We start from the raw sequence: 25,037 nt of genomic DNA on the forward strand, positions 1-25,037 counted from the left end.
ACGCTACGGCGTCTCCGCCGCCGAAATGCTCGTCCGCGCAGGCGAACGCAAGCTCGTCGGCGGCCAGGAAGACCAGCTCATCGACATCGCCCTGGAACTCCAGCGCGAAGCCACCGCCTCGGCCTGACCCCACACCCCCCTGACGGCGTGACCCGACCCCCGGGTCACGCCGTTCGGCGTTTCCGGTCAACCGGATCCGCCGGCGCCCGGACACCGTGTGCCCCTCCTGTCGGATATTCCATTTCCGCATGACTATCTTCCCCCTGGATATAGCATCAACGCTATGGGTTGGGGTAGCGTTGAACTGGAACCTGAGGTGCGTGAATGGTTGGAGAAGCTTCCGGCCGACATGTTCGCTCACGCCGCGTTCTACATCGACTTGCTGCAGGACGCCGGACCGTTGCTGGGCGAACCGTATACGAGACAGCTCGACCGGAAACTCCGGGAGTTGCGTTTCTATCTGGGATCGGACGCGGTGCGGGTGACGTACTGGATCGCGTCGGGGCGCAGAATCGTCTTGCTGACGGTCTTCGTCAAGACACGGATGGTTGAGCGACGTGAGGTAGCTCGGGCGCGCGGTGCAATGCGGCGTTGCGATGCCGAGCGGCATGTTCTGGAGGAGGGCAACGATGACGGAGCGTAGTGAGTGGGCTGACCTGCGGGATCAGCGCCTGAAGGAGCCCGGCGCAGCCGAGGCGTACGACGCCGCGCGGCTCGCCTTCGAGCTCGGGCGAACCATCCGGGGTATGCGGGAAGACCGCGGCTGGAGCCAGTCCGTCCTGGCGGACGCGGCCGGCATGACGCAGTCCGCGGTCGCCCGCTTCGAAGCAGGCGGAACGGTCCCCAGCCTGCCCGTACTCGAGCGCCTCGCTCGAGCCCTCGACGCCGACCTCGTAGTCCAGGTGCGTCCCCGCGTCGCCTGAGCCGCGATCGACCTGCGCGGACAGCACTGGATGCTGCGCGTGATCTGGGAGCTCGAACCAGACCTTCTCGGCTTCCTCGACCTCCGCCGCCGCATGGCAATTCGCTCGTCGAGCATCCCAACAACGAACCCCCACCGGCAACGGCAACGGCCGAATCCCCCGGCGCCCCACCCGCTAGAGCGTTGGACGATTGATCACCACGCTGTGGTGTGAGTATCGGTCGAGAGCGGCCCGCCACCAGAGCGTGGTGATCAACTGTTCGGGTGTGGGGTCGGTTGTTTGTCGGTGTGGTGGGGGATCATGGCTGGTTATGGGGGTGTTCGAGGGGGCTTTTGTCGGGTCGTGGGCGGTTGCTGCGGGGGTGGTGACGCGGTGAGAATTGCGGCACGACTTCGATCGGGTGGCGCACGACGTCTATGTTCGGCGGGGGTATCGGCTCGATGCGGTGGGGCGAGCCAAGGCGGCGGCGCATTGGACCAAAGGGGCCGGTGTGCTTGTCGGGTTTTCGGCTGCCGCGATGTTCGGAAGCAAGTGGATCGGGGCGGAGCTTCCTGCCGAGATCGCGGTGCCGACCTATCGCCGGCCGCCGGAGTGGATCAGGACTCGCCAAGCTCGGATAGTTGAGCACGAGCAATGCGTTGTCGACGGGTTCCCGGTGACGACTCCGAAACGAACGGCGTTCGACCTCGCGCGTCGGCTCTCCACGCGCAGTGCGGTTCCGGTACTCGACGCCCTGTGCCGGGCAACGAAACTCGACCCGGACGCCGTTATCGCGCTCGCCGCCGAACACAGGGGTGAGCGCGGGTGTGCGCAGGTGCGCAGGGTTATGCCGCTGGTCGACCCGGGCGCCGAGTCGCCCCCGGAGTCACTCACCAGATTGTTGATCGTCCAAAGCGGTCTCCCGGCGCCGAGCACCCAGATCGTGGTTCGCGACAGCGGTGGCGAATTCCTCGCCCGCCTGGACATGGGCTGGCGTCGATGGCGGGTCGCCGTCGAATACGACGGCGCCCACCACTGGACCGACCCGTCCCAGCGCACGAAAGACATCGACCGCTCCGCGATCCTCGCCGAACACGGCTGGCGAATCATCCGAGTAAGCGCGAATCTCCTCTACCGCCGCCCCCACATCATCCTCGACCGCATCCACGCGGCCCTCACCGCCAGTGGCGCCCGTCTGGACAGTTGATCACCACGCTGTGGTGGCGGCATCGGCCGAGAGCAGCCCGCCACCGCAGCGTGGTGATCTTGGTTCAGTGGCGGGGGAGGTGGCCGTCGACGTGGGTGAGGCGCCGGTAGCGGAGTCCGGTCGTCCTGCCATGCCGCATTCCAGCTTCCGAGGGAGGTCCGGAGGGGGGACGAGTCGTGGCGACGACGCGGCGGTTGCCGCTGATGGGCCGCGCTCGCTCGCGAAAGTCGCTGGACAAGGGCGATATAAGTAGGGCATGGGTGAAACTGTGGGGACGTTGTTCTGTGGGGTCGAGATGGCTGCTCGGGTCGAGCGGTCGGAGGTCGATGCTATTGCCGGGGCGGCTCGGGCAGGGGTGGAGCGGGCGCCGGGGGGTGGGGGGTTCGTGCGGGAGTTCGCCGGTGGGGCCGCGTGTTTCGCGGAGGTGGGGTCGCCGTTGAACAAAGTCGTGGGGGTCGGGTTCGGTGGGGCGCCTTCTTCGGGGGAGTGGGCGGCGGTCGAGGCCGCGTATGCGGCGGTGGGGGTGCCGGTGCAGGTGGAGCTGGCGCATCTGGGGGATCCGCGGATCGCGGCGGAGTTGACTGGGCGGGGTTATCGGTTGATGTCGTTCGAGAATGTGCTCGGTATGGAGCTGGCCGGGCGTAGCTGGACCGGGCCCGAGCGGGTCGAGGTGCGCCGTGATGAGGACGGCTTCGATCTCTGGCTCGATGTCGTGGTCGACGGGTTCGCGCATCCCGATGACGCGGGTGTTCCCGCGCACGAGGAGTTTCCGCGCGAGGCGATCGCCGCGGTGATGCGGGATATGGCCGCTATCGACGACACCCGTCGCTACGTCGCCTACCGGGACGGCGTGCCCGCCGGGGGCGCCAGCATGCGCACCGGCGGCGGCGTCGCTGCGCTCGCGGGCGCCGCGACCCTGCCCGCGCATCGCAGGCACGGCGTCCAGACCGCGCTTCTGTCGGCACGCCTGACCGAGGCGGTGGCAGCGGGGTGCGACCTCGCGGTGATCACGACCCAGCCGGGTTCTATGTCGCAACGGAACGCGCAGGGCCGAGGGTTCTCGCTGCTCTACACCCGCGCGGTATTGGTCAAAGAGGTCTGACGGCCGGGGCCCGCACACCGCTTGGTCTGCGCGGTGGACGGTTCAACCTCGGCGCTGAGTGCTGAGTGTGGGGGACTGTGTGCGGTGGTGGTGCTTGGTGTGGGGGACTGTGTGCGTTGGTTGTGCTCGGTGCGGGGCACTGCCCGCGCTGAGTGCTCGGCGTGGCGGCCTGTGCGCGGTGGTGGTGCTTGGTGTGGGGGACCGCCCGCGCTGGTGGTGCTCGGTGCGTATCTGCGGTCGTGTTCGCTACGAGGCGTTGACAATCTTGGCGACCCGCGTCGGGCTACAAGGCGTTGACGGCCCGGGCGACCCGCGTGGCGCGTTCGGTGGGGGTGGTCGCCTTGAGGATCGGCAGGAACAGCCGGTACTGGTCGGAGCGGCCGAGGGCAGCGTAGGCGGCTCGCGCCGCGGGCGCGTCGGCGAGTGCGGCGAGCAGGTCGGTGGGGGTGTCGGCGGTGCGCTGGCGCTCGTACGCCCCGGCCCAGCGGCCGTCGGCGACGGCTTCCTCGATCGCCGCGAACCCGGCGGGCCGCATCCGGCCCGCCGCGATGAGGGCCTCGGCCTTGGCCACGTTGACCTGCGACCACGGGCTGCGGGCCCGGCGCGGGGAGTAACGCTGCAGGTAGTGGTGGGCATCGAGGCCGCGCCGATGACTGTCGATCCAGCCGTAGCAGAGCGCGCCGTCGAGGGTCTCGGTGATGGTCACCGAGGGTTCGGGGGCGCCCTTCTTGGCGATCCGCACCCAGACCTCACCGGCGGTGTCGTGATGGGTGGCCAGCCACGAATCCCAGTCGCTCGCTGCGGCACAGGTGATGTAGTCGATGGTCATACGAACCATCATCCGGCTCAAAGTGCTCACCGAATGAGCACTTAAAAACGACGGAAACGGGTGCGGCCGCGCATCGTGTGGGCGGCCGCACCCGCGGGACTCACAGCCAGGTGTCGAGGCTGGTGGTCGTGAGGAAGTGATCCAGGTCCGCGCGCCAGGGCGCGGGCGTGGTCTTGTCCGGCTCGATGCCGGTGTACTGACCGCGGTAGAACAGCAGCGGACGACCGTTGGTGGTCTCCGACTCCGCGAGCGCCCGCACCCGGCCGATGACGATGTAGTGGTCACCACCGTCGACGACCGAGTCGACCGTGCACTCGATGGTGGCCAGCGAATCGTCGAGCACGGGCACACCCAATTCGGAGGTGTGCCAGGCGACTCCGGCGAACTTGTCGGTCTCGCGCGAACCGAACCGCGCGCAGGTCGGCTGCTGTGCCTCGGCGAGCACGTTCACACAGAACTTGCCCGCCGCCTCGATCGCCGCCCAGGAGCGCGACCCCTTGGTGGGGCAGAACAGCACCAGGGGCGGGTCGAGGGACAGGGCGGCGAAGGACTGGCAGGCGAAGCCGATCGGCTCACCCGCCGGATCGAGCGCGGTGATCACGGTGATGCCGGTGCAGAACTGCCCCAGCACATTACGAAATTGCCGGCCGTCGATCGCCGGTGTCTGTTCGGTCATGTCCCTCGCCGCCATTCCTATTGCTGCTTGAATCCGACGGTGAAGTCGTGACCCCACAGGCTGACCGCGGTGGATTCGCGGGCGATCCAGTCGTCGTCGTCGACTTCGAGTCCCTCACAGCCGAATTCGATATCGAATCCGCCGGGCGTCTTCATGTAGAAGGACAGCATCTTGTCGTTGATGTGGCGGCCGAGGGTGGCCGACATCTTGACCTTCTTGCGCAGGGCGCGGTCCAGGCAGAGGCCGACGTCGTCGGAGTTCTCCACCTCGACCATGAGGTGCACGATGCCGGTCGGGTTGGGCAACGGCAGGAACGCCAGCGCGTGGTGGCGCGGGTTGCAGCCGTAGAAGCGCAGCCAGGCCGGGTCGCCGTCGGCGGGACGACCGACCATCTGCGGCGGCAGCCGCATCGAGTCGCGCAGCCGGAAGCCGAGGACGTCCTGGTAGAACGCCTGCGCCGCGGCGTCGTCGGTGCAGGTCAGCACGACGTGGCCCAGGCCCTGCTCGGCGGTGACGAACTTGTGGCCGTAGGGGCTCACGAAGCGGCGGCCCAGGTACTGCGCGCCGTGGAAGGCCTCGAGGGTGTTCCCGGACGGGTCCTGGAACCGGATCATGCCCTCGACGCGACGCTCACCGAGCTCTTCCTTGGTGCCTTCGGTGTAGGCGACGCCGGCCTTGGCCAGGGTCTCGCGCAGCTGCTGCAGGCCGGGAGCGTCGGTGACCTCCCAGCCCGAGACCAGCAGCCGGTCCTGTTCACCGGGGACGATCACCAGTCGCGCGGCGAAATCGTCCATGCGCAGGTAGAGAGCGTCGGGATTCAGCCCGGTGCCCTCCATCATGCCGAGCACCTTGAGGCCGTACTCGCGCCAGGCCGCCATATCGGTGGCCTCGATGCGCATGTAGCCCAGGGCACGAATACTCATTGCTTCTCCTCGAGGAAATCGACCGTGAGCCGGTTGAATTCGTCGAACTTCTCCAGCTGCGCCCAGTGGCCGCAGCCACCGAACACGTGCAGCTGCACGCGCGGGATGACCTTGGTGGCCACCAGCGCGCCGTCGAGCGGGTTCACCCGGTCCTCGCGGCCCCAGATGAGCAGCACCGGCTGACGCAGCTTGTACGCGTCCCGCCAGAGCATGCCCTTCTCGAAGTCGGCGCCGGCGAAGGACTTGCCCATCGCGCGGACCGCGGCCAGCGATTCGGGCGTGCTCGCCAGGGCGAACCGCTCGTCGATCAGTTCCTCGGTGATCAGCGACTGGTCGAAGACCATGATCCGCAGGAACTTCTCCAGGTTCTCCCTGGTCGGCGCGTAGCTGAACGCCGAGAGCAGCTTGACGCCCTCGGTCGGGTCGGGCGCGAACAGGTTGGTGCTCAGCCCGCCGGGGCCCATCAGCACGAGCTTGCCCGCGCGCTTGGGGTTGTCCAGGGCGAAGCGCACCGAGGTGCCGCCGCCGAGCGAGTTGCCCAGCAGGTGCACCCGCTCGGTGATCTGCAGGTGATCCAGCAGGGCGAGCAGCGCGGTGGACGCGTGCACGAAGTACTGCGGATGGTCGACCGGCTTGTCGGACTTGCCGAAACCGGGCTGGTCGAGCGCGATCACGTGGAAGTTCTCGGCCAGCACCGGGATGTTGCGGGCGAAGTTCGACCACGCCGAGGCGCCGGGCCCGCCGCCGTGCAGCAGCACGATCGTGGGGCCGTTGCCGACACCCGCCTCGTGGTAGTGCAGCTTCAGCTCGGGGGTGACCTGCGCGTAGCGGGAGGTCGATTCGTAGGTGATTTCAGCGGTCTGGGTCATCGGCTACACCATGGCGTCGGTGACGGGCAGGCCGAACTCGTGCGTGCCGTACATGACGTAGGCGCGCTCGGGATCGTTGGCCGCGTGCACCCGACCGGCGTGCGCGTCGCGCCAGAAGCGCTGCAGCGGTGTGCCGTTGGCCAGGGCGGTGGCGCCCGAGGACTCGAAGAGCTTGTCGATCGAGGCGATCACCCGGCCGGTCGCGCGGACCTGGTCGCGGCGCGCGCGCACGCGCAGATCGAACGGGACTTCCTGGCCCGCCTGCAGCAGCGCGTACTCCTCGGCGACATTGCCCGAGAGCTGACGCCACGCGGCGTCGATGTCGCTGGCCGCCTCGGCGACGCGCACCTTGGCGAACGGGTCGTCCTTGGCGTTCTCGCCGGCGAAGGCCGCGCGCACGCGCTTGCCCTGGTGCTCGACGTGTGCCTCGTAGGCGCCGTAGCCCATGCCGACGATCGGCGTGGAGATGGTGGTGGGGTGGATGGTGCCCCACGGCATCTTGAACACGGCGTCGGTGTTCTGCTCGAGGCCGGGCGCGCGGCCCTCGCTCATCGCGCGGAAGCTCAGGAAGCGGTGCGACGGGACGAAGACGTCCTCGACGACCACGGTGTTGGAGCCGGTGCCGCGCAGGCCGACGACGTTCCAGACGTCATCGATGCGGTAGTCCGAGCGCGGGATCAGGAAGCTGCCGAAGTCGACCGGCTTGCCGTTCTTGATCACCGGACCGCCGAGGACCGCCCAGGTGGCGTGATCGGAACCCGAGGACCAAGCCCACGAGCCGCGCACGATGTAGCCGCCGTCGACCGCCTGGCCCGCGCCCATCGGGGCGTAGGAGGACGAGATGCGCACGTCGGTGTCCTCGCCCCAGACGTCCTGCTGGGCCTGCTGGTCGAACAGCGCGAGGTGCCAGTTGTGCACGCCGATGATGCCGGCCACCCAGCCGGTGGACCCGCAGGCGCTGGCGATCTTGCGCACGGTGTCGTAGAAGACGACCGGGTCGGCGGCGTGGCCGCCCCACTGCTTGGGCTGGAGCAGCCGGAAGAAACCGGTCTCCTGCAGCGCCTTCATGGATTCATCGGGAATGCGGCGCAGGTCCTCGGCCTCCTGCGCACGTTCACGCAGTGTCGGCAGCAGTGCCTCGACCCGTTCGGTCACTTCTTGCGTCATTTCGGAGCCCGCTCCTGCCTTGTCGGATCGACAACCGGTTCTTGTTCGACTCTGAGATTAGAACAGGTTCTCATTTCTGTCGAGAAGATCGCCCTACCTCGGATATAACAGGGGCTCGGAGCGAACTTCGCTGGATAGCTGGCGTGAAGCGCCCTCGTTTTGTAACGTGTTCTAGTGAAGAAGGAGGGTTCGGGATGGCAGTCAACCCCAAGGTGAGGGAACTCGATGTCGGCACCACGCCGACCAGGTTTGCGCGCGGCTGGCACTGTGTCGGCCTCGCGAAGACCTTCCGCGACGGCAAGCCGCACGCGATCGAGATCTTCGGGACCAAGCTCGTGGTGTGGACCGACACCAACGACGAGATCCGGGTGCTCGACGCCTACTGCAGGCATATGGGCGGCGATCTGAGCATGGGCACGGTCAAGGGCGACGACATCGCCTGCCCGTTCCACGACTGGCGCTGGGGCGCCAGTGGCAAGTGCACGTCGATTCCCTACGCGCGCCGCGTTCCGCCGCTGGCCCGCACCAGGAAGTGGACGACGCTCGAGCGCAACGGCCAGCTGTTCATCTGGCACGACCACGAGGGCAACGAGCCGCCCGCCGAGGTCACGATCCCGCACATCGAGGGCCCCTACACCGATACGGAGGGCAACCCCAGCGAGGATCATGACGGCGGCTGGACGCCGTGGACGTGGAACACGATGCGCATCGAGGGCTCCAACTGCCGCGAGATCATCGACAACGTCGTGGATATGGCGCACTTCTTCTACATCCACTATGCCTTCCCGACGTATTTCAAGAACGTCTTCGAGGGTCATGTGGCGACACAGTTCCTGGAGACCAAGGGCAGGCCGGATATCGGCATGGCGGCCAAGTACGGCGGTGAGACGCTGCTGAAGTCGGAGGCGTCCTACTTCGGCCCGTCCTACATGATCAATCCGCTGGTCAACATCTACGGCGGGTACGAGATCAAGGTCGTGCTGATCAACTGCCACTACCCGGTCAGCCAGGACGAGTTCGTGCTCCAGTACGGCCTGACCGTCGAGAAGCCCAAGGGCATCGACGACGCGACCGCCGAGAAGCTGGCGGCCTCGATGACGGAGTTCTTCGGCGACGGCTTCCTGCAGGACGTCGAGATCTGGAAGCACAAGTCCAAGGTCGAGAACCCGCTGCTGTGCGAGGAAGACGGCCCGGTCTACCAGCTGCGCCGCTGGTACGAGCAGTTCTACGTCGACATCGCCGAGGTCACCGACAAGATGACCCAGCGCTTCGAGTTCGAGGTCGACACCACCAAGGCCAACCAGGCCTGGGAGGCCGAGGTGGCGGAGAACCTGCGCCGCAAGGCCGAGGCAGAAGCCGAAGCGGGCGTGTAACCATGTCACCGACCTGGGCCAAGGCACCCGACTTCGCCGATCAGCCCGTGCGGCAGGCCGCGGTACGGGCCCAGACCACGGTCGACAAGCAGCACTATCTGGACGAGGGCCTGACACCGTTGCGGTGTCAGGCCTGCCAGTCCGAGGTTCTGGTGCGCAAGTCCAGCGCGCACCAGACCTCGGTGCAGTGGACCGAACGACCGGACACACACTGCCCGGTCTTCGCCCAGCTCAGCGCACACGGCGCGCGGCCGGGCAGGCCGGAATCGTGCCCGTCGCTGGAGAAGTCCATCAAGTGGGCGGTCGACGAGGGCGTGCTCGAGATCCCCGAATGATCAGCTGAACGGGGAGTGCGGGCGGTCCTGGCGGACGCCGTCGAGGTAGATGTCGACCTTCTCGTTGTAGAAGCACGCCAAGCCGGCGATCTTCTGGCTCTCCGGCAGCGGCGTGCGATAGATCCACACGATGTCGCGGTGCTCGGTGCCGTCGACATCGACGTGCCAGTAGTCGGCCGTGCCCTTGTACGGGCAGCTGGTGTGCGTGTCGGAGGGGGTCAGCAGATCCATCCGGACATCGGGTAGCGGCAGGTAGTACCGTGCGGGCAAGCCGGTTTCGAAGAGGATGCGCGGCGAGGACGAGTCGGCGACGGTGACGCCGTCGATCTCCACCCGTACATTGCGCGAACTGCCCAGGATGTCGACCCGGGAATACGGGTCACGGGGGTGGACGAAGATCGGTTCGTCCTCCTCGAACCAGTCGAACCTCGCGAAGTCGAGGCGGACAGCGTCTTTCAGGTCCGGCAGCGGTGAGTCGAGGTAGCGCAGCGCCGCTCCGTCGGCGCGCAGGCCGCCGCAGACCACGTCGTAGCCGGTGCCTTCGCCACGGCTGGGGGAGTGTTCGTCGGTCCCGTTCGGTGCCAGATCCGCTCTGACGTCGGTCAGCGGGACGTAGTAGGTCGGGTAGTAGGGGACCTCCCAGACCAAGAGGGGCCGCAGCGTGTCGGCCACCAGTCTGCCGTCGAGATAAGCCCGCACGCGCTTGTGCGCCTGCTCGACCCGGACGCGCCCGCGCTTGTCGTCGCTCATGTGCTCGACGCTACGCCGCGACCGCGCCGTCGCTCGATTCCCAGCCGCGTCCGCCCGACCCCGAGGCGGGCCAGGCCGACGCCGTCGACCGCGACCGCGCCAGCGCTCCAATGACTCAATCGCCGACGGTGATGGCCTGTGCTTCCTCGACGCTGTGCGGCGCCGGGTCGTGGTCGTCGATGTGAGCCAGGGCGTTGCGGCCGACGAACAGCGCCGCGACGGCGGCGGCGGTGCAGGCGGCGCCGAGCCAGAACGGCAGCGAGACGCTGTGCTCGCCGAGCTTGCCCGCCACCCACGGCGCCGCGGCGCCGCCGGCGAACCGGACGAAGCTGTAGGCCGCCGAGGCGGTGGAGCGCTCGACCGGGGCGGAGATCATCACGGCCTCGGTGATCAGCGTGTTGTTCACGCCGAGGAACAGGCCGGCGATGACGACGCCGACGATCAGCACGGCCTTGTGCTCGGTGAACATGCCCATCACGGCCAGGTCGGCGGCGAACAGCGCCAGCGACAGCGCCATCATCGGCAGGGTGCCGAAGCGCGCCTGCAGTTTCGGCGCGAGGAACACCGAGGCCAGCGCCAGCAAGATGCCCCAGCCGCAGAAGATGAAGCCGATCGCGTAGGTGCCCATGTCCAGCGGGAACGGGGTGTAGGCGAGCAGGGTGAAGAAGCCGAAGTTGTAGAGCAGCGCGGTGATGCTGACCGTCAGCAGACCCTTGTGTCGCAGCGCCTTGAACGGCGCGCTGATCGAGGTCGGCTCGGCCGGTTTGGGCATCTCGGGCAGCAGCACCACGATCGCGATGAAGGCGATCGCCATCAGCACGGAGACGCCGAAGAACGGTCCGCGCCAGCTGATGCCGCCGAGCAGGCCGCCCAGCAGCGGGCCGGTCGCGATGCCGACGCCGAGCGCGGCCTCATAGAGGATGATCGCCTTGGCGACGCCGCCGGTGGCCGCGCCGACGATGGTGGCCAGCGCCGTCGCGATGAACAGCGCGTTGCCCAGACCCCAGCCCGCGCGGAAGCCGATGATCTCGCCGATCGTGCTCGACATGCCCGCCAGCGCGGCGAACACCACGATGATCGCCAGGCCCGACAGCAGCGTCTTCTTGGCGCCGAAGCGGCTGGAGACGACTCCGGTGATCAGCATGGCGACGCCGGTGACGGCCATGTAGCTGGTGAACAGCAGCGAGACCTGCGACGGGCTCGCGTGCAGCTGTTCGCCGATCGGCTTGAGGATGGGGTCGACCAGGCCGATGCCCATGAACGCGATCACGCTCGCGAAGGCGACGGCCCAGACGGCCTTGGGTTGTCCGGCGGAGGAGGTGGTTGCGGCGGCGGCGGTGTCGTCGGCGCGAGTCAACGGGGAAAGGCTCACTGGCGCTCCTGGTTGCATCACTGATGACCGCGGGCAACCGCACGCAGGGCTGTCAGCAGGTCGTTCATGTCGGTGTCGAGCCGGATCAGGCGATCGAGATCGAAGTCGGCCAGTCCGGGCGCCATGGCGGCCGCGAAGGCACGCCTGGCCTCGACGAGGCGGTTCCGGCCCGCCGGGGTCAGTTCGATGAGAACCGCCCTGGAGTCCTGCGGGTCCCTGGTGCGGGAGGCGAAGCCGTCGGCGACGAGCCGACCGATCAGCGCCGTTGCCGCCGGTTGGGAACATCGATCGATCCGGGCGAAGTCGCTGACCCGCAGGCCGCCGTGTTCGTCGAGCACGGCGAGGGCACGCAGGACCGCGCGGGGCAGATCGTCGTCGCTGATCGCCCCGGCGAGCCGGGTGAGCCGTCCGGCAGTGACCAACAGGTCGACCACGATGTCGTCCGGGGAGGGCTGCTCTGGGGGCTGCACGAAGAATATTATTGCATAAGCTAACTATCTAAATCCAGCGATCCGCGCTCCGGGACGGTGACATCTCGCACAACATGCCGAAAGCCCTGGTCGCGGGGCTGCGACCAGGGCTTTCGATGGGTGCGGTCAGGCGGCCGCGACCGGGCGACGGCCGGTGCCGAAGAGCTCGGCGGTGGCGTGGGCCCGCTTGAAGTACAGGTGGGCGTCGTGCTCCCAGGTGATGGCGATGCCGCCGTGCAGCTGGATCGTCTCGGCGGCCACGTGCGTGAACGTCTCGGTGCAGTGCTTGCGGGCGACGTAGACGTCCTCGGCGGCTGAGTCGCTGTGCTCGGCCACCGCCTGGGCGGCGGCCAGCGCAGTCGACTCGGCCGACTCCACCAGCACGTACATATCGGCCATCCGGTGCTTGAGTGCCTGGAAACTGCCGATCGGCCTGCCGAACTGCACGCGCGAGGCGGTGTAGGCCACCGTCATCTCCAGGCAGTGCCTGGCCGCGCCGACCTGCTCGGCGGCGAGCGCGGCCCAGGCGATCTCGCGCAGACGGGCGCGCAGGGCCGCCGGGTCGGCCGTGCCGATCCGCGTCGCCGGGGTGTCGGTGAAGGCGATCACGGCCAGCTTGCGGGTCGGATCGAGGGCAGGCGTCGGGGCGACGACGACGCCGGGAGCGTCGGCCGTCGTCTCGAACAGGCCGTCCTCGGTGAGCACGAGCAGCAGGTCGGCCTGGGCGCCGTGCAGCACGTAATGCGCCGCGCCGTTGAGCTTTCCGTCGCTCGCGTCGACACCCGAGGAGTCCCAGCCCGCGGCGTCGGCCCAGCACAGCGCGGCGGTGCGGGAACCGTCGGCCAGGTCCGGCAGCAGCCGGGCGCAGGCCTGCTCGTCGCCCGCGAGCAGGATCGCCTGCACGCCGAGCACGGCGGAACCGAGCATCGGCACCCCGGCCAGGGTCCGGCCCAGTTCGCCCACCACCATCAGCGATTCGACCAGTCCGGCGCCCGCGCCACCCCATTCCTCGGGCACCGCGAGCGCGGCGACGCCGACCTGCTCGCACAGCATGGTCCACAGCTTCGGGTCGTACCCGAGGTCGGTGTCCATGGCCGCGCGCACCGCGGCGGGCGTGGCGTGCTTGGCCAGCAGCGCGCGGACGGAGGTGCGGAATTCGAGTAGTTCATTCGATGACATGGGGTTCCTCGGCAGAGTCGGTGATGGTCACCGCGTCGGTGGGTACGGGGAGTGGCATCCGCTCGCCTCAGACCGCCGCGGGTTCGGCCGCGCGCAGCGCCTCCGCGATGCGGCCGCGGTGGAAATCGGCGGTGCCCCAGGCGGTGCGCAGCGCCGCCACCCTGGTGATCCACAGCGACAGGTCGCATTCGGCGGTGTAGCCGATCGCGCCGTGCACCTGCAGACCGGCGCGGGAGGCGCGGTGAGCGGCATCGCCGCAGGCCACGAGGGCTGCCGACACGTCGCGCGCGCGATCGTCGGAGTCCAGCGTGAGCGCGGCGCGGTAGAGCAGCGGCTCCGCCAGATCCAGGGCGATCAGGACATCGGCGAGCTGCTGCTTCACGGCCTGGAATTCGCCGATCGCGCGACCGAACTGCTTGCGCTGCTTGGCATAGGTGGTGGTCTGGTCGAGCAGCGCGCGGCCCGCGCCGAGCAGCTGGGCGGCACAGGCGAGGACGCCGAGGTCGAAGGCGTAGTCGATCGCGTCCGCGACGTCGTCGGCCACGGTCTCCTCGGCCTCGACGGCGACCAGCTTGCGAGCCGGGTCGATCGAGGCGAGCGGACCGACCGAGGCGGTGCGGCGGCCGACCGACAGCCGCGCGCCGTCCGCGACCAGCACCAGATCGGCGACGTCGGCATCGAGGGTGATGCCGCGGTGCGTGCCGCCGAAGCTGACGGTGCCGAGCAGCGCGCCGCCGGCGAGCGCGGGCAGCCAGCGCCGCGCCGGCTCGGCGTCCGGGAGACGCTGCAGCAGTGCCGGAATCACCGCGGCCGATTCGATCACCGGGCCCGGCGCCGCGGCCCGGCCCAGCTCGACGAGTGCGACGACGAGGTCAACGGGAGTGGCTTCGGCGCCGTCGTACTGCTCGTCGACGATCAGGCCGAAGGCACCCATCTCGGCGACCTGTCGCAGCAGCGCGGTGCCCTTGGCGGGGTCGCCCGCCGCCCAGGCGCGGGTCGCGGCCGGTACCTGCGCGGCGTCGAGGACCTTGCGCAGTTCGGCGGCGAAGTCCAGCTGTTCGGTGGCGAGTGCGAACTTCATCGCGGAACTCCTGTGGTCGAACGGGTGGCTGCCCGGTACGCGACCGGGCGGCGGTGGGTATTCGGCGCGCCCAATGGCCGGGCGGGCGGACCCGAGGTCGGGCGGTTCATCGCTTGCTCTCCCGCGGCAGGCCCAGGATGCGCTCGGCGATGATGTTGCGCTGGATCTCGTTGGTGCCGGCGTAGATCGGGCCCGACAGCGAGAACAGGTAGCCGTCGGTCCACGTGCCGGTCAGCTCGGCGGCGGGGCCGAGCAGGTCGAGCGCCGTCTGGTGCATGGCGATGTCGAGTTCGGACCAATACACCTTGGTGATCGAGGACTCGGCGCCGAGCTGGCCGCCGTCGGTCAGCCGGGTGACGGTGCCGAAGGTGTGCAGCCGGTAGGCCTCGCTGCCGATCCAGGCGTCCACCACGGCATTGCGCGCGGCGGTGTCGCTGGGTTCGGTCGTCTCGGTCCACAGGTCGATCAGCCGCTGCGCGGTCGCGCTGAACCGGCCGGGGCTGCGCAGCGACAGGCCGCGCTCGTTGCTCGAGGTCGCCATCGCGACCCGCCAGCCCTCGTTCGGGGCGCCGATCACGTCGCGGTCGGGGACGAAGACGTCGTCGAGGAAGATCTCGGCGAAGCCGGGCTCGCCGTCGAGCTGCGGGATCGGCCGAACGCTCACGCCGTCGGCCGAGAGCGGGAACATCACGTAGGTCAGACCGTGATGACGCTGCGCCTCGGGGTCGCTGCGGAACAGGCCGAAGGCCCAGTCGGCGTAGGTGGCGCGCGAGCTCCAGGTCTTCTGGCCGTTGAGGATCCAGCCGCCCTCGGTGCGGCGCGCGGTCGAGCGCAGGCTCGCCAGGTCGCTGCCCGATTCGGGCTCGGACCAGGCCTGGGCCCAGATGTCGTCACCGCGCGCCATCCGCGGCAGGATCCGGGCCAGCTGCTCGGCGGTACCGTGCTCGAACAGGGTCGGGGCGAGCAGGAAGATGCCGTTCTGGGCGACGCGCCCCGGCGCACCCGCCGCGTAGTACTCCTGCTCGAACAGCACCCACTCGAGGATGGAGGCGTCGCGGCCGCCGTACTCGGTGGGCCACGACACCGCCGAGAGGCGGGCCTCGGCCAGCGTGGCCTCCCAGGCGCGATGGGCTTCGAAGCCCGCCGCGGTGTCCATGGACGGCAGCGGTTCGCTGGGGACGTTGGCGGCGAGGAACTCGCGCACCTCCAGCTGGAACTCCCGGACTGCCGGGTCGATCTCGAGGTCCACTTATTTCGTCCCGTTCTGTTCGGTCGCGGCGCCCTTCATCGAGCGGGCGGTCATCCCGCCGAGCGAATCGGCGCCGACTTCGGCGTTGTGCGCGTGTGCGAAATGGTGCAGCCCGAAGACCGAGTCCATGCCGGAGCGCATGCCCATCAGGTCTTCGGCCTGGTTGACGGCCTTCTTGGTGAGCGCGAGCCCGAACTGCGGCATGGCGGAGATCTTCTCGGCCAGCGCCATCACCTCGGATTCGAGGTCCGCGCGCGGCACGACCCGGTTGACCATGCCCCACTCCTTGGCCTGGGCGGCGTCGAACCGGTCACCGGTGAAGAGGAACTCCTTGGCCGCGCGCGGACCCATCACCCACGGATGCGCGAAGTACTCCACACCCGGAATGCCCATGCGGACAACGGGATCGGAGAAGAAGGCGTCCTCGGAGCAGACGATCAGGTCGCACACCCAGGCCAGCATCAGCCCGCCCGCGATGCAGGCGCCCTGCACCATCGCGACGGTCGGCTTGGGGATCTCGCGCCAGCGCCGGCACATGCCCAGGTACACCTCGGACTCGCGGGCGAAGCGCTGATCGCCGCCCGCGCGGTCGAGATGGTCCCACCACAGCGCGGCCTTGTTCTCGTAGTGCACGTCGTGGTCGCGGCCCGGGGTGCCGATGTCGTGGCCCGCGCTGAAGTGTTTCCCGTTGCCCGCCAGCACGATCACCTTGACCTCGGGGTCCTCGACGGCCCGCACGAACGCGGCGTCGAGGGCGTAGGTCATCTTCGAGTTCTGCGCGTTGCGGAACTCGGGCCGGTTCATGGTGACGACGGCGACCGATCCGCGCACCTCATAGGTGACGACCTCGGCGTCGGTTTCGGGACTCACGACTTCTCCTCACGTAGCTCACGCTTGAGCACCTTGCCCGCCGCGCTGTAGGGCAGCTGGTCGCGGAACTCCACGAGCCGGGGCACTTTGAAATTGGCCAGGGTGGACGCGGCGAAGGCGATCACCTCGTCCGCGGTCAGCGTCGAGCCGGCCTTGCGGACGACGACGGCCTTGCCGACCTCGCCCATCCGCTCGTCCGGCACCCCGATGACCGCCGATTCGGCGACACCGTCGAGCCGGGCCAGGGTCTGCTCGATCTCGGCGGGATACACGTTGAACCCGCCGGTGATGTACATGTCCTTGAGCCGGTCGGTGATCTTCAGGTAGCCGCGCTCGTCGACGACGCCGATGTCGCCGGTGTGCAGCCAGCCGTCGGCGTCGATGGCCTCGGCGGTGGCCTCGGGGTCGTCGAGGTAGCCGAGCATCACGTTGGGGCCGCGCAGCAGCACCTCACCGGCCTCGGACAGGCGCAGCTCGAAGTCGGCGATCGGGCCACCGCAGGTGTTGGCGATGGTGGCCGCGTCGTCCTCGGGTCGGCACATCGTGCCGAAACCGGCCGACTCGGACAGCCCGTAGGCGGTGATGACCACCTCGAAGTCGAGGTCCTCGCGCATCCGCTCGATCAGCACCACCGGCACCGTCGCCGCGCCGGTGACCGCCACCCGCAGCGAGGACAGATCGCGCTCGCCGCGCTGGGGATGCTCGAGGATGGTCTGGTAGATCGTCGGCGGGCCGGTCAGCACGGTGATCCGCTCGGACTCGATCAGCGCGAGCGCGGCGGGCACGTCGAAGGTGGCCTGTGGCACGATCGTGGCCCCCGTGACCAGGCACGCGAGGATGCCCGCCTTGTAGCCGAAGTTGTGGAAGAACGGCGGGATCATCAGGTAGCGGTCGCCGGTGCGCAGCGTCGAGCACTCGACCCAGCCGCGCACCACGCCCAGTGCCTGCCGATGCGCGACGAGCGTGCCCTTGCTGCGACCGGTGGTTCCGGAGGTGAACAGGATGTCGGAGATGTCGTCGGGGGAGACGGCGTCGGCCCGCTCCTCGCCCGCCTCGGCGGACACGGTCTCGGCCAGTTCCAGCAGCGCCGGCCAGCTCAGCGACGCGTCGTCGGTGGCGGACTCGCCCTCGACCGGGATCACCACGACGGTGCCGATCTCGAGGTCCGGGGCGGCCGCGCGCAGTTCGGCGGCGCGATCGCGGCCGAGGAACGGCCCGGCGACGAACAGCGCCTTCGCGTTCACCCGGACCAGCACGTCGGCCGCCTCGGCGGCGACATAGCGGGTGTTGAGCGGCACCAGCGCGGCGCCGACGGAGTGCGCGGCCAGCGCCGCGACCACCCAGTGGTGGGTATTGGGCGCCCACATCGCGACCCGGTCGCCGCGGTCGATACCGCGGGCGATCAGGGCGCGGGCGGCGATCCGGACCTGGTCGAGCAGGTCGGACCAGGTCAGGCGGGTCGCGCCGTCGATCAGGGCCGGCTCGTGCGGATGCGCCGCGGCGACGTCTCGCAGTGCCTGCGGGGTGGTCTGTGCAGGGGTTGTCACGGGGTCCTCACCAATCGGCTAACAAAGCAAGTGCTTGGTAGGTTATCCTACCGAGGTGGGCGTGATCCAGACCTCAGATTCCGATACCGCGACCTCCGACGCGGAGTTTTGCGCGGAAATACGCGACTGGCTGGCCGAAAACCTGGCCGGAGAGTTCCGTGACCTGCGCGGCACCGGCGGGCCGGGGCGCGAGCACGAGTTCTTCGAAGAGCGGCTGGCCTGGGACCGGCACCTCGCCGCGGCGGGCTGGACCTGCCTCGGCTGGCCGGTCGAATGGGGCGGCCGCGGTGCCAGCGTGCGCCAGCAGGTCATCTTCCACGAGGAGTACGCGAAGGCCGACGCGCCCGCGCGGGTCTCGCACGTGGGCGAGGAACTGCTCGGCCCGACGCTGCTGGCCTTCGGTACCGAGGAACAGAAGAAGCGGTTCCTGCCGGGCGTGCGCTCGGTCGGCGAGCTGTGGTGTCAGGGCTACTCCGAACCGGGCGCCGGCTCCGACCTGGCCGCGGTGAGCACCACCGCGCGCCTGGACGGCGACCGGTGGGTGATCAACGGCCAGAAGATCTGGACCTCGCTCGCGCACGTCGCCGACTGGTGCTTCGTCATCGCGCGCACCGAGAAGGGGTCGAGCAGGCACAAGGGCCTGTCCTATCTGCTGGTGCCGATGAATCAGCCGGGCATCGAGGTGCGCCCGATCGAACAGCTCACCGGCACCTCCGAATTCAACGAGGTGTTCTTCGACGACGCCGTCACCGAGGCCGACCTGGTCGTCGGCGAACCGGGCGACGGCTGGCGCATCGCCATGGGCACGCTGACCTTCGAGCGCGGCATCTCCACCCTCGGTCAGCAGATCCGCTTCGCCCGCGAACTCGCCGACATCGAGGCCCTGGCCCGGCGGACCGGCGCGGCCGACGACCCGCTGATCGCCGAGCGCATCGACAACGCCTGGGTCGGCCTGCGGGTCCTGCGCGCGCACGCGCTGCGCACCATGAGCGAGGACGTCGACGACGCCGGTGGCGCGTCGGTCTCGAAGCTGTTGTGGGGCAACTGGCATCGCGGACTCGGCGAACTCGCCATGGCGGTGCAGGGCGCCGCCGGGCTGGTCCTCGGTCCCGACGACATGACCGCATGGCAGCGGCTGTACCTGTTCAGCCGCGCCGACACGATCTATGGAGGTTCGAACGAAGTGCAGCGCAACATCATCGCCGAGCGGGTGCTCGGCCTGCCGCGGGAGGCCCGCCCGTGACCGGTCCGCTCTCTGTCCCGCCGCCGTCCATCCCCGGCCACGGCCTGCTGACCGGCCGTAAGGCCGTCATCACCGCCGCGGCGGGTACCGGCATCGGCTCCGCCACCGCGCGCAGGCTCCTGGAGGAGGGCGCTGACGTCGTCGTCTCCGACTGGCACGAGCGCAGGCTCACCGAGACCGCCGAGCTGCTCGCCAAGGAGTTCCCCGAGCGCAAGGTCGGCGCCGTGGTGTGCGATGTCCGCGACACCGCGCAGGTGAACCAGCTGCTCACCGACGCCGCCGCCGAACTCGGCCGGATCGACGTCATGGTCAACAACGCGGGCCTCGGCGGTGAGACGCCGGTCGTCGACATGACCGACGAGCAGTGGGACCAGGTCCTCGACATCACCCTGACCGGTACCTTCCGCTGCACCCGCGCCGCGCTCGGGTACTTCCGCTCGGCCGGACACGGTGGCGTGATCGTCAACAACGCCAGCGTGCTCGGCTGGCGCGCGCAGCACGGCCAGGCGCACTACGCTGCCGCCAAGGCCGGCGTGATGGCGCTGACCAGGTGCAGTGCGGTGGAGGCCGCCGAGTTCGGGGTGCGGATCAACGCCGTCGCGCCGAGCATCGCGCGGCATCCGTTCCTGGACAAGGTCAGTTCGACCGAGCTGCTCGACGCCCTGAGCGAGCGGGAGGCCTTCGGCCGCGCCGCCGAGCCGTGGGAGGTCGCCGCGACGATCGCCATGCTGGCCAGCGACTACACCTCGTACCTGACCGGCGAGGTGGTCTCGGTGAGCAGTCAGCGCGCATGATGGGCGGCCCCCGAGCGCGGAGTTTCCGGAAACCAAGCAAATGCTTGGTTGTAGGATGACGTTGTGACCGCATCCGACACCGTGAAACGTTCTCGCCGCACCGAGCTCCTCGACCTCGCCGCGAACCTGTTCGCCGAGCGTGGACTGCGCGCCACCACGGTGCGGGACATCGCCGACTCGGCGGGCATCCTCTCCGGCAGCCTCTACCACCATTTCGACTCCAAGGAGTCGATGGTCGACGAGATCCTGCGCGGCTTCCTCGACGACCTGTTCGGCCGCTACCGCGAGATCGCGGCCGCCGGACTGAGCTCGCGAGAGACCCTGGAAGCCTTGGTGATCGCCTCCTACGAGGCCTTCGACCGGCACCACGCCGCGGTCGCCATCTACCAGGCCGAGGCCAAGAACCTGCGCGATGTGGAGCGTTTCGCCTACATCCGCGACTTCAACACCGAGTTCCGCGACCTGTGGCACCGGGTGCTCACCGCCGGCGTCGCCGACGGCAGCTTCCGGCCCGAACTCGACGTCGAACTGGCGTTCCGCTTCCTGCGCGACACCGTGTGGGTCGCGGTGCGCTGGTACACCCCCGGTGGCCCGATCACCGTGCAAAGCCTTGCTCAGCAATATCTCACCATCGTGCTCGACGGGCTGACCGTGCCCGGGAGCACCGCGAAATAGGAGTTCCATCATGACCGCATCCGCCGAGCGCCGCCCCTATACCCCGCTGCGGGAGGCCTATGTGATCGATGCGGTGCGTACCGCGGTCGGCAAGCGTGGTGGCGCGCTGGCCGAGGTGCACTCCGCCGATCTCGGCGCGGCCGCGCTGCGTGGTCTCGTCGAGCGCACCGGCATCGACCCGGCGATCGTCGACGACGTCATCGTCGGCTGCGTCGACAACCTCGGCCCGCAGGCGGGCAACATCGGCCGCACCATGTGGCTGGTCGCGGGGTACCCCGAAGAGGTGCCCGGCGTCACCGTCGACCGGCAGTGCGGTTCCAGCCAGCAGGCGATCAACTTCGGCGCGCAGGCCATCATGAGCGGCACCGCCGAGGTCATCGTGGCGGGCGGCGTGCAGAACATGAGCGCCATCCCGATCGGCGCCGCCATGCTCGCGGGCAAGCCGTACGGCTTCGAGTCCTCGTTCATCGGCGCGAAGGGCTGGGATTCGCGCTACGGCACCGGCGAGGTCTCCCAGTTCAAGGGCGCCGAGATGATCGCCGAGAAGTGGGGCATCACCCGCGAGGACATGGAGCGCTGGGCGCTGCAGAGCCACGAGCGCGCCAAGGCCGCCATCGCCGCGGGTCGCTTCGACAACGAGATCGTGCCGGTCGGCGACTTCACCGTCGACCAGGGTCCGCGCGAGACCAGCCTGGAGAAGATGGCGAGTCTGCAGCCGCTGTCGGAGGGCAGCCCGCTCACCGCGGCGGTCGCCAGCCAGATCTCCGACGGCGCCAGCGCCACCCTGCTCGCCTCGGAGTGGGCGGTCAAGGAATACGGCCTCACCCCGCGCGCCCGCATCCACCACGTCAGCGCGCGCGGCGCCGACCCGATCTTCATGCTCAGCGCGCCGATCCCGGCCACCCAGTGGGCGCTGGAGAAGACCGGCCTGACCATCGACGACATCGATGTCATCGAGATCAACGAGGCCTTCGCGCCCGTGGTGCTGGCCTGGATCAAGGAGATCGGCGCCGATCCGGCGAAGGTGAACGTCAACGGCGGCGCCATCGCCCTCGGGCACCCGCTCGGCGCGACCGGCGCCAAGCTGTTCGCCACCCTGCTCAACGAACTGGAGCGGGTGAACGGCCGCTACGGTCTGCTCACCATCTGCGAGGGCGGCGGCACGGCGAACGTGACGATCATCGAGCGGCTCGACGCGGACAAGTAGTCCGGACGAGTTCTGGTGGTCCTCGGCGGATTTCCGCCGGGGACCACACGTCGTTCACCACCAATAGGTCACCACATCCCATCGCTGGAGCGTGCCCGGGAAGTCGCAGTGCGCCCAGGATTGCTGGCCGTCCCACGCCATGTTGCCGCGGCGTTCGTAGGTGGCCCAGCTGCTGCCGAACCAGCCCCACCACTGCCTGCATTCGATCCGCACCTGATGCCGGATCGGCCAATAACACTGCGAGTACGCCGAGGTGTTGTTGACCGGATAGGCCGAGCATCCCGACGGACCCCATTGCGCCTGGACCGGCGCCGCGCCCATCACCACCCCCGCGCCGAGCAGCGTTGCCGCCGACGCGCTCACCATCAATTTCTTGCCGAACGTTCTCATCTCCTACCTCCCACCAAGCGTGGGGGCACGATGCCCCGACCTGTGGCAGGGCCTCCGCGCGTCTAGATCTCCGGTGATGACGCGTCCGCGAAACCACCCTTACGTGACTTACATCACATTCCTGCCGGTTGGTGTTACCCCTGATCGCCGCCCGGCGGGTGTCGTACCCCCGGCTTACGATGAACGGGTGAAGGTGCTCGGCGCGTGCCCGCTCGACTGCCCCGACGCGTGCTCGTGGGTGGTGACCGTCGAAGACGGCGAGGCCACCGGGCTGCGGGGGAACAAGGACCATCCGGTGACCCGTGGCGCGTTGTGCGTCAAGGTCAATCGCTATCTCGAGCAGGTCGGCTCGCCCGACCGGCTGCGCTATCCGCTGCGCCGGGTCGGACCCAAGGGCTCGGGCCGCTTCGAGCGGATCAGCTGGGACGACGCGCTCGACGAGATCGCCACTCGGCTCACCGGCATCGTCGAGGAGTTCGGCGGCGAGGCGATCTGGCCGTTCCACGGCACCGGCAGCCTGGGCTACCTGCAGGGACTCGAGGGTTATCCCGGTCGCCGGATGTTCAACGTCCTCGGTGCCTCGCATCACGCCGCGACGATCTGCTCCGTCGCAGGCGGCACCGGCCTGCGCTACACCCTCGGCACCTCCGGCGGCATGGACCCCGAGGACTTCGCCAAGTCGGAGCTGATCCTGCTGTGGGGCACCAACCCGCTCACCTCCGGTCACCATCTGTGGAAGTTCGTGCAGGACAGCGGCGCCTACCTGGTCTCGATCGATCCCGTGCGCACCAAGACCTCGGAGCGCTGCGACGAGCACATCGCCCCGCTGCCCGGCACCGATGCGGCGCTCGCGCTCGGGCTGCTGCACGTCATCGTCTCGCTCGGCGCGCAGGACGACCGGTTCATCGCCGAGCACACCGAGGGCTGGCCCGAATTCCGCGAGCGGGTCATGGAATTCACCCCGGAGCGCACCGCGGCGATCACCGGCGTGCCGCGGGAGCGGATCGTCGCGCTCGGCGAGCGGATCGCCCGCACCCGGCCGACCGCCATCCGCGCGTCCCAGGGCATGCAGCGGCACGCGGGCGGCGGCATGGCGCTGCGGGTGCTGGCCTGCCTGCCCGGTGTCACCGGCGACTGGGCGATTCCCGGTGGGGGACTGCACTATTCGACCAGCGGTCATTTCCGGCTCGACGACGCGGCGCTGGTCCGCGACGATCTGCTGCCGCATCCGGTGCGCACCCTGTCGATGACCCGGCTCGGCGAGGCCCTGCTCGAGACCGAGGACCCGCCGGTCAAGGCGCTGTTCGTGATCGGCGCGAATCCGGTCGGCTCCAATCCCGATCAGCGCCGGGTGATCGAAGGGCTCTCCCGCGAGGACCTGTTCACCGTCGTGCTCGAACATTTCGGCACCGACACCGTCGATTACGCCGACATCGTGCTGCCCGCCACCATGCAGCCCGAGCACCTCGACGTGATCGCCGGTTACGGCCACCTCTACCTGGTCTGGAACGAGCCCGCCGTCGAGCCGCCGGGCGAATGCCTGTCCACCACCGAGACCTTCCGCAGGCTTTCCCGCCGCCTCGGTCTCACCGAACCGGCGCTCTACGACTCCGACGAGGAACTGGCCAGGCAGCTGCTGAAGGGCCACGACCTCGACCGGCTCAGGGCCGACGGCTTCCTCAAGATCCAGCCCGGCTCGGTCCCGGCGGGCAAGCTGCAATTCGTCTCGGCGCGTGCCGAACTGGCCGGCCACGATCCGCTCCCGGACTACACCCCGCCCGCCGACCCCGGCGAGGGACTGGTGCTGATCTCCGCCGCCTCGCACTACTTCCTGAACACCTCCTTCGGCGGCAATCCCGAATTGCGCCGCCGAGCCGGCGAATCCACCATCACGCTGCACCCCGACGACGCCGCGGCTCGCGGTATCACCGACGGCGAGCCGGTCCTGGTGTCCAACGCGCGCGGGTCGTTCGAGGCGGTGGCCGAGGTCTCGGACCGGGTCCGCCCCGGCGTCGCCGGGACGACGAAGGGCCGCTGGGCCAAGTTCACCAACGGCGCCACCGTCAACGCGACCATCGCCGAACGGGATTCGGACTACGGCGGCGGCGCGGTCTTCCACGACAACCGCGTCGAGGTGCGGCCGCGCTGACGCGGGGTGGTCGGTGCTGGTGATCCGCGACCGAAGGTGCCACGCTGGATCGAACCCGAACGGCGACGAAGGGACGACAGCGATGCATCAGCACCTCGGCCGTGCCGCGATCGTGGCGGCAGCGGCCTGCGGACTACTTCTCGGCACGACGACGGCGGCCTCGGCCGCCACGACGATGGCCCCCACCTACACCCTGGCCACCGGCTGGACCTGCGCAGGGCAGGTCGACGGCACCGCCATTCCCGGCCCCAGCGACTACAGCGGTCCGGGCGAGGCCGCGGTGTATCTGCGCGGCACCTTCTGGAGCGCGACGCCCGGTTCGCACGAGAGCGGCTGCTCGGTCACCGCCACGGTGGACTGGCGCAATCTCGACACCGGTGCGAGCGGTTCGGTCGCGACCGTCGTCGTGGGCGGGCCCGCCGGGCAGACCGGCCCCGCGGTCGGCGTCGTACTGGCCACCGGCCCCGGCCGGATCGAGGCGACCGTGCGCACCACGCCGCTGGCACATCTACCCGCCACCACGCAGTTCACCGTCTTCGCGCTCTGAGCCGAAAAGCGCACCGGACCCGATGCGCACCTCGTGAGTGCGACACCGGGTCCGGTGTTCGATCGCCCCAGGGGACCGACGGTTGGCTCTGGGCCGTCGATCGGGGCGAGCTCGGGGAGGGAGCCGGGTAC

Annotated in this window: 26 protein-coding genes and 1 pseudogene; 13 read left to right on the top strand and 14 right to left on the bottom strand. The window is 69.3% G+C overall.

Going from position 1 to position 25,037, the window contains the following annotated elements; all coding sequences use genetic code 11:
• From ATM97_RS04085 to ATM97_RS04105, 5 genes and pseudogenes are all read left to right on the top strand, one after another.
• Window positions 1-127, top strand: a pseudogene (locus ATM97_RS04085) (4-hydroxy-2-oxovalerate aldolase); the annotation flags it as partial.
• A 156-nt stretch (window positions 128-283) separates the two neighbouring features.
• Window positions 284-643: a type II toxin-antitoxin system RelE/ParE family toxin gene (locus ATM97_RS04090; protein WP_218716586.1), complete on the top strand. Its 360-nt coding sequence runs from the start codon at window positions 284-286 to the stop codon at window positions 641-643.
• On the top strand, window positions 630-923 hold the full coding sequence (locus tag ATM97_RS04095) for a helix-turn-helix transcriptional regulator (RefSeq protein ID WP_218716587.1): 294 nt from the start codon (window positions 630-632) through the stop codon (window positions 921-923). Before ATM97_RS04090 ends, ATM97_RS04095 begins: the two co-directional genes overlap by 14 nt.
• A 379-nt stretch (window positions 924-1,302) precedes the next feature.
• A complete protein-coding gene (locus ATM97_RS04100; RefSeq protein ID WP_255586967.1) occupies window positions 1,303-2,109 on the top strand; it encodes a DUF559 domain-containing protein in 807 nt (268 codons plus the stop codon).
• Between the two features lie 436 nt (window positions 2,110-2,545).
• Window positions 2,546-3,211 carry a GNAT family N-acetyltransferase gene (locus tag ATM97_RS04105; protein WP_308248370.1) on the top strand — a complete coding sequence of 222 codons (666 nt, stop codon included), beginning with the start codon at window positions 2,546-2,548 and terminating at the stop codon, window positions 3,209-3,211.
• Between the two features lie 283 nt (window positions 3,212-3,494).
• Here ATM97_RS04105 and ATM97_RS04110 read toward each other — a convergent pair whose 3' ends face one another.
• The 5 genes from ATM97_RS04110 to hsaA all read right to left on the bottom strand — a co-directional run bounded on the left by ATM97_RS04110 (window position 3,495) and on the right by hsaA (window position 7,675).
• Complete coding sequence (locus ATM97_RS04110) at window positions 3,495-4,040, bottom strand: YdeI family protein (RefSeq protein ID WP_218716589.1); 546 nt, start codon at window positions 4,038-4,040, stop codon at window positions 3,495-3,497.
• Window positions 4,041-4,140: 100 nt separating this feature from the next.
• Entirely contained in the window at window positions 4,141-4,716 is a 576-nt protein-coding gene (gene hsaB / locus ATM97_RS04115) for a 3-hydroxy-9,10-secoandrosta-1,3,5(10)-triene-9,17-dione monooxygenase reductase subunit (protein ID WP_218716590.1), read from the bottom strand.
• Between the two features lie 17 nt (window positions 4,717-4,733).
• On the bottom strand, window positions 4,734-5,639 hold the full coding sequence (gene hsaC / locus ATM97_RS04120; RefSeq protein WP_218716591.1) for an iron-dependent extradiol dioxygenase HsaC: 906 nt from the start codon (window positions 5,637-5,639) through the stop codon (window positions 4,734-4,736).
• Window positions 5,636-6,508 carry a 4,5:9,10-diseco-3-hydroxy-5,9,17-trioxoandrosta-1(10),2-diene-4-oate hydrolase gene (hsaD, locus tag ATM97_RS04125; protein ID WP_218716592.1) on the bottom strand — a complete coding sequence of 291 codons (873 nt, stop codon included), beginning with the start codon at window positions 6,506-6,508 and terminating at the stop codon, window positions 5,636-5,638. Before hsaD ends, hsaC begins: the two co-directional genes overlap by 4 nt.
• Before the next feature lie 3 nt (window positions 6,509-6,511).
• Window positions 6,512-7,675 (bottom strand): 3-hydroxy-9,10-secoandrosta-1,3,5(10)-triene-9,17-dione monooxygenase oxygenase subunit, encoded by a 1,164-nt coding sequence (gene hsaA / locus ATM97_RS04130; RefSeq protein WP_218716593.1) that lies wholly within the window; start codon window positions 7,673-7,675, stop codon window positions 6,512-6,514.
• Between the two features lie 194 nt (window positions 7,676-7,869).
• On the opposite strand from hsaA, the gene ATM97_RS04135 reads away from it, so the two are divergent.
• Together ATM97_RS04135 and ATM97_RS04140 are read left to right on the top strand one after the other, a co-directional pair.
• Window positions 7,870-9,048 (top strand): Rieske 2Fe-2S domain-containing protein, encoded by a 1,179-nt coding sequence (locus ATM97_RS04135; RefSeq protein WP_218716594.1) that lies wholly within the window; start codon window positions 7,870-7,872, stop codon window positions 9,046-9,048.
• A 2-nt stretch (window positions 9,049-9,050) separates the two neighbouring features.
• Window positions 9,051-9,383 carry a hypothetical protein gene (locus tag ATM97_RS04140; protein WP_218716595.1) on the top strand — a complete coding sequence of 111 codons (333 nt, stop codon included), beginning with the start codon at window positions 9,051-9,053 and terminating at the stop codon, window positions 9,381-9,383.
• On the opposite strand, the gene ATM97_RS04145 is transcribed toward ATM97_RS04140, so the two are convergent.
• The 8 genes from ATM97_RS04145 to ATM97_RS04180 all read right to left on the bottom strand — a co-directional run bounded on the left by ATM97_RS04145 (window position 9,384) and on the right by ATM97_RS04180 (window position 17,901).
• A complete protein-coding gene (locus tag ATM97_RS04145; RefSeq protein ID WP_218716596.1) occupies window positions 9,384-10,133 on the bottom strand; it encodes a DUF427 domain-containing protein in 750 nt (249 codons plus the stop codon).
• Between the two features lie 115 nt (window positions 10,134-10,248).
• A complete protein-coding gene (locus ATM97_RS04150; RefSeq protein WP_374104824.1) occupies window positions 10,249-11,505 on the bottom strand; it encodes an MFS transporter in 1,257 nt (418 codons plus the stop codon).
• Between the two features lie 17 nt (window positions 11,506-11,522).
• Window positions 11,523-11,975, bottom strand: a complete 453-nt coding sequence (locus ATM97_RS04155) for a MarR family winged helix-turn-helix transcriptional regulator (protein ID WP_218716597.1) — start codon at window positions 11,973-11,975, stop codon at window positions 11,523-11,525.
• A 126-nt stretch (window positions 11,976-12,101) separates the two neighbouring features.
• Complete coding sequence (locus ATM97_RS04160; RefSeq protein WP_218716598.1) at window positions 12,102-13,154, bottom strand: acyl-CoA dehydrogenase family protein; 1,053 nt, start codon at window positions 13,152-13,154, stop codon at window positions 12,102-12,104.
• A gap of 67 nt (window positions 13,155-13,221) precedes the next feature.
• Entirely contained in the window at window positions 13,222-14,235 is a 1,014-nt protein-coding gene (locus ATM97_RS04165) for an acyl-CoA dehydrogenase family protein (RefSeq protein WP_218716599.1), read from the bottom strand.
• Between the two features lie 106 nt (window positions 14,236-14,341).
• Window positions 14,342-15,484, bottom strand: coding sequence for an acyl-CoA dehydrogenase family protein (locus tag ATM97_RS04170; RefSeq protein ID WP_218716600.1), 1,143 nt, complete (start codon window positions 15,482-15,484; stop codon window positions 14,342-14,344).
• Entirely contained in the window at window positions 15,485-16,354 is an 870-nt protein-coding gene (locus ATM97_RS04175; protein WP_218716601.1) for an enoyl-CoA hydratase, read from the bottom strand.
• Window positions 16,351-17,901 (bottom strand): FadD3 family acyl-CoA ligase, encoded by a 1,551-nt coding sequence (locus tag ATM97_RS04180; protein ID WP_218716602.1) that lies wholly within the window; start codon window positions 17,899-17,901, stop codon window positions 16,351-16,353. The genes ATM97_RS04175 and ATM97_RS04180 overlap by 4 nt, the downstream gene beginning before the upstream one ends.
• A gap of 55 nt (window positions 17,902-17,956) precedes the next feature.
• Between ATM97_RS04180 and ATM97_RS04185 the strand changes: the two genes are divergently transcribed.
• The 4 genes from ATM97_RS04185 (at window position 17,957) to ATM97_RS04200 (ending at window position 21,820) form a co-directional block, all read left to right on the top strand.
• Window positions 17,957-19,144, top strand: a complete 1,188-nt coding sequence (locus tag ATM97_RS04185) for an acyl-CoA dehydrogenase family protein (RefSeq protein ID WP_218716603.1) — start codon at window positions 17,957-17,959, stop codon at window positions 19,142-19,144.
• Window positions 19,141-19,938: an SDR family oxidoreductase gene (locus ATM97_RS04190; protein WP_218716604.1), complete on the top strand. Its 798-nt coding sequence runs from the start codon at window positions 19,141-19,143 to the stop codon at window positions 19,936-19,938. Before ATM97_RS04185 ends, ATM97_RS04190 begins: the two co-directional genes overlap by 4 nt.
• 63 nt (window positions 19,939-20,001) lie before the next feature.
• The gene (locus ATM97_RS04195) at window positions 20,002-20,613 is read left to right on the top strand and encodes a TetR/AcrR family transcriptional regulator (protein ID WP_218716605.1); all 612 of its coding nucleotides are present in this window, start codon (window positions 20,002-20,004) and stop codon (window positions 20,611-20,613) included.
• 46 nt (window positions 20,614-20,659) lie between these two features.
• On the top strand, window positions 20,660-21,820 hold the full coding sequence (locus ATM97_RS04200) for an acetyl-CoA C-acetyltransferase (protein WP_218716615.1): 1,161 nt from the start codon (window positions 20,660-20,662) through the stop codon (window positions 21,818-21,820).
• 54 nt (window positions 21,821-21,874) lie between these two features.
• Here ATM97_RS04200 and ATM97_RS04205 read toward each other — a convergent pair whose 3' ends face one another.
• Window positions 21,875-22,210 carry a hypothetical protein gene (locus ATM97_RS04205; protein WP_218716606.1) on the bottom strand — a complete coding sequence of 112 codons (336 nt, stop codon included), beginning with the start codon at window positions 22,208-22,210 and terminating at the stop codon, window positions 21,875-21,877.
• Window positions 22,211-22,397: 187 nt separating this feature from the next.
• On the opposite strand from ATM97_RS04205, the gene ATM97_RS04210 reads away from it, so the two are divergent.
• Together ATM97_RS04210 and ATM97_RS04215 are read left to right on the top strand one after the other, a co-directional pair.
• Window positions 22,398-24,359, top strand: a complete 1,962-nt coding sequence (locus ATM97_RS04210) for a molybdopterin-dependent oxidoreductase (protein WP_218716607.1) — start codon at window positions 22,398-22,400, stop codon at window positions 24,357-24,359.
• A gap of 82 nt (window positions 24,360-24,441) precedes the next feature.
• Window positions 24,442-24,906, top strand: coding sequence for a hypothetical protein (locus tag ATM97_RS04215; protein ID WP_218716608.1), 465 nt, complete (start codon window positions 24,442-24,444; stop codon window positions 24,904-24,906).
• Window positions 24,907-25,037: the final 131 nt, after the last annotated feature.

The organism is Nocardia sp. MH4, assembly GCF_019266065.1.
GTDB classification, from domain to species: Bacteria; Actinomycetota; Actinomycetes; order Mycobacteriales; family Mycobacteriaceae; genus Nocardia; species Nocardia canadensis.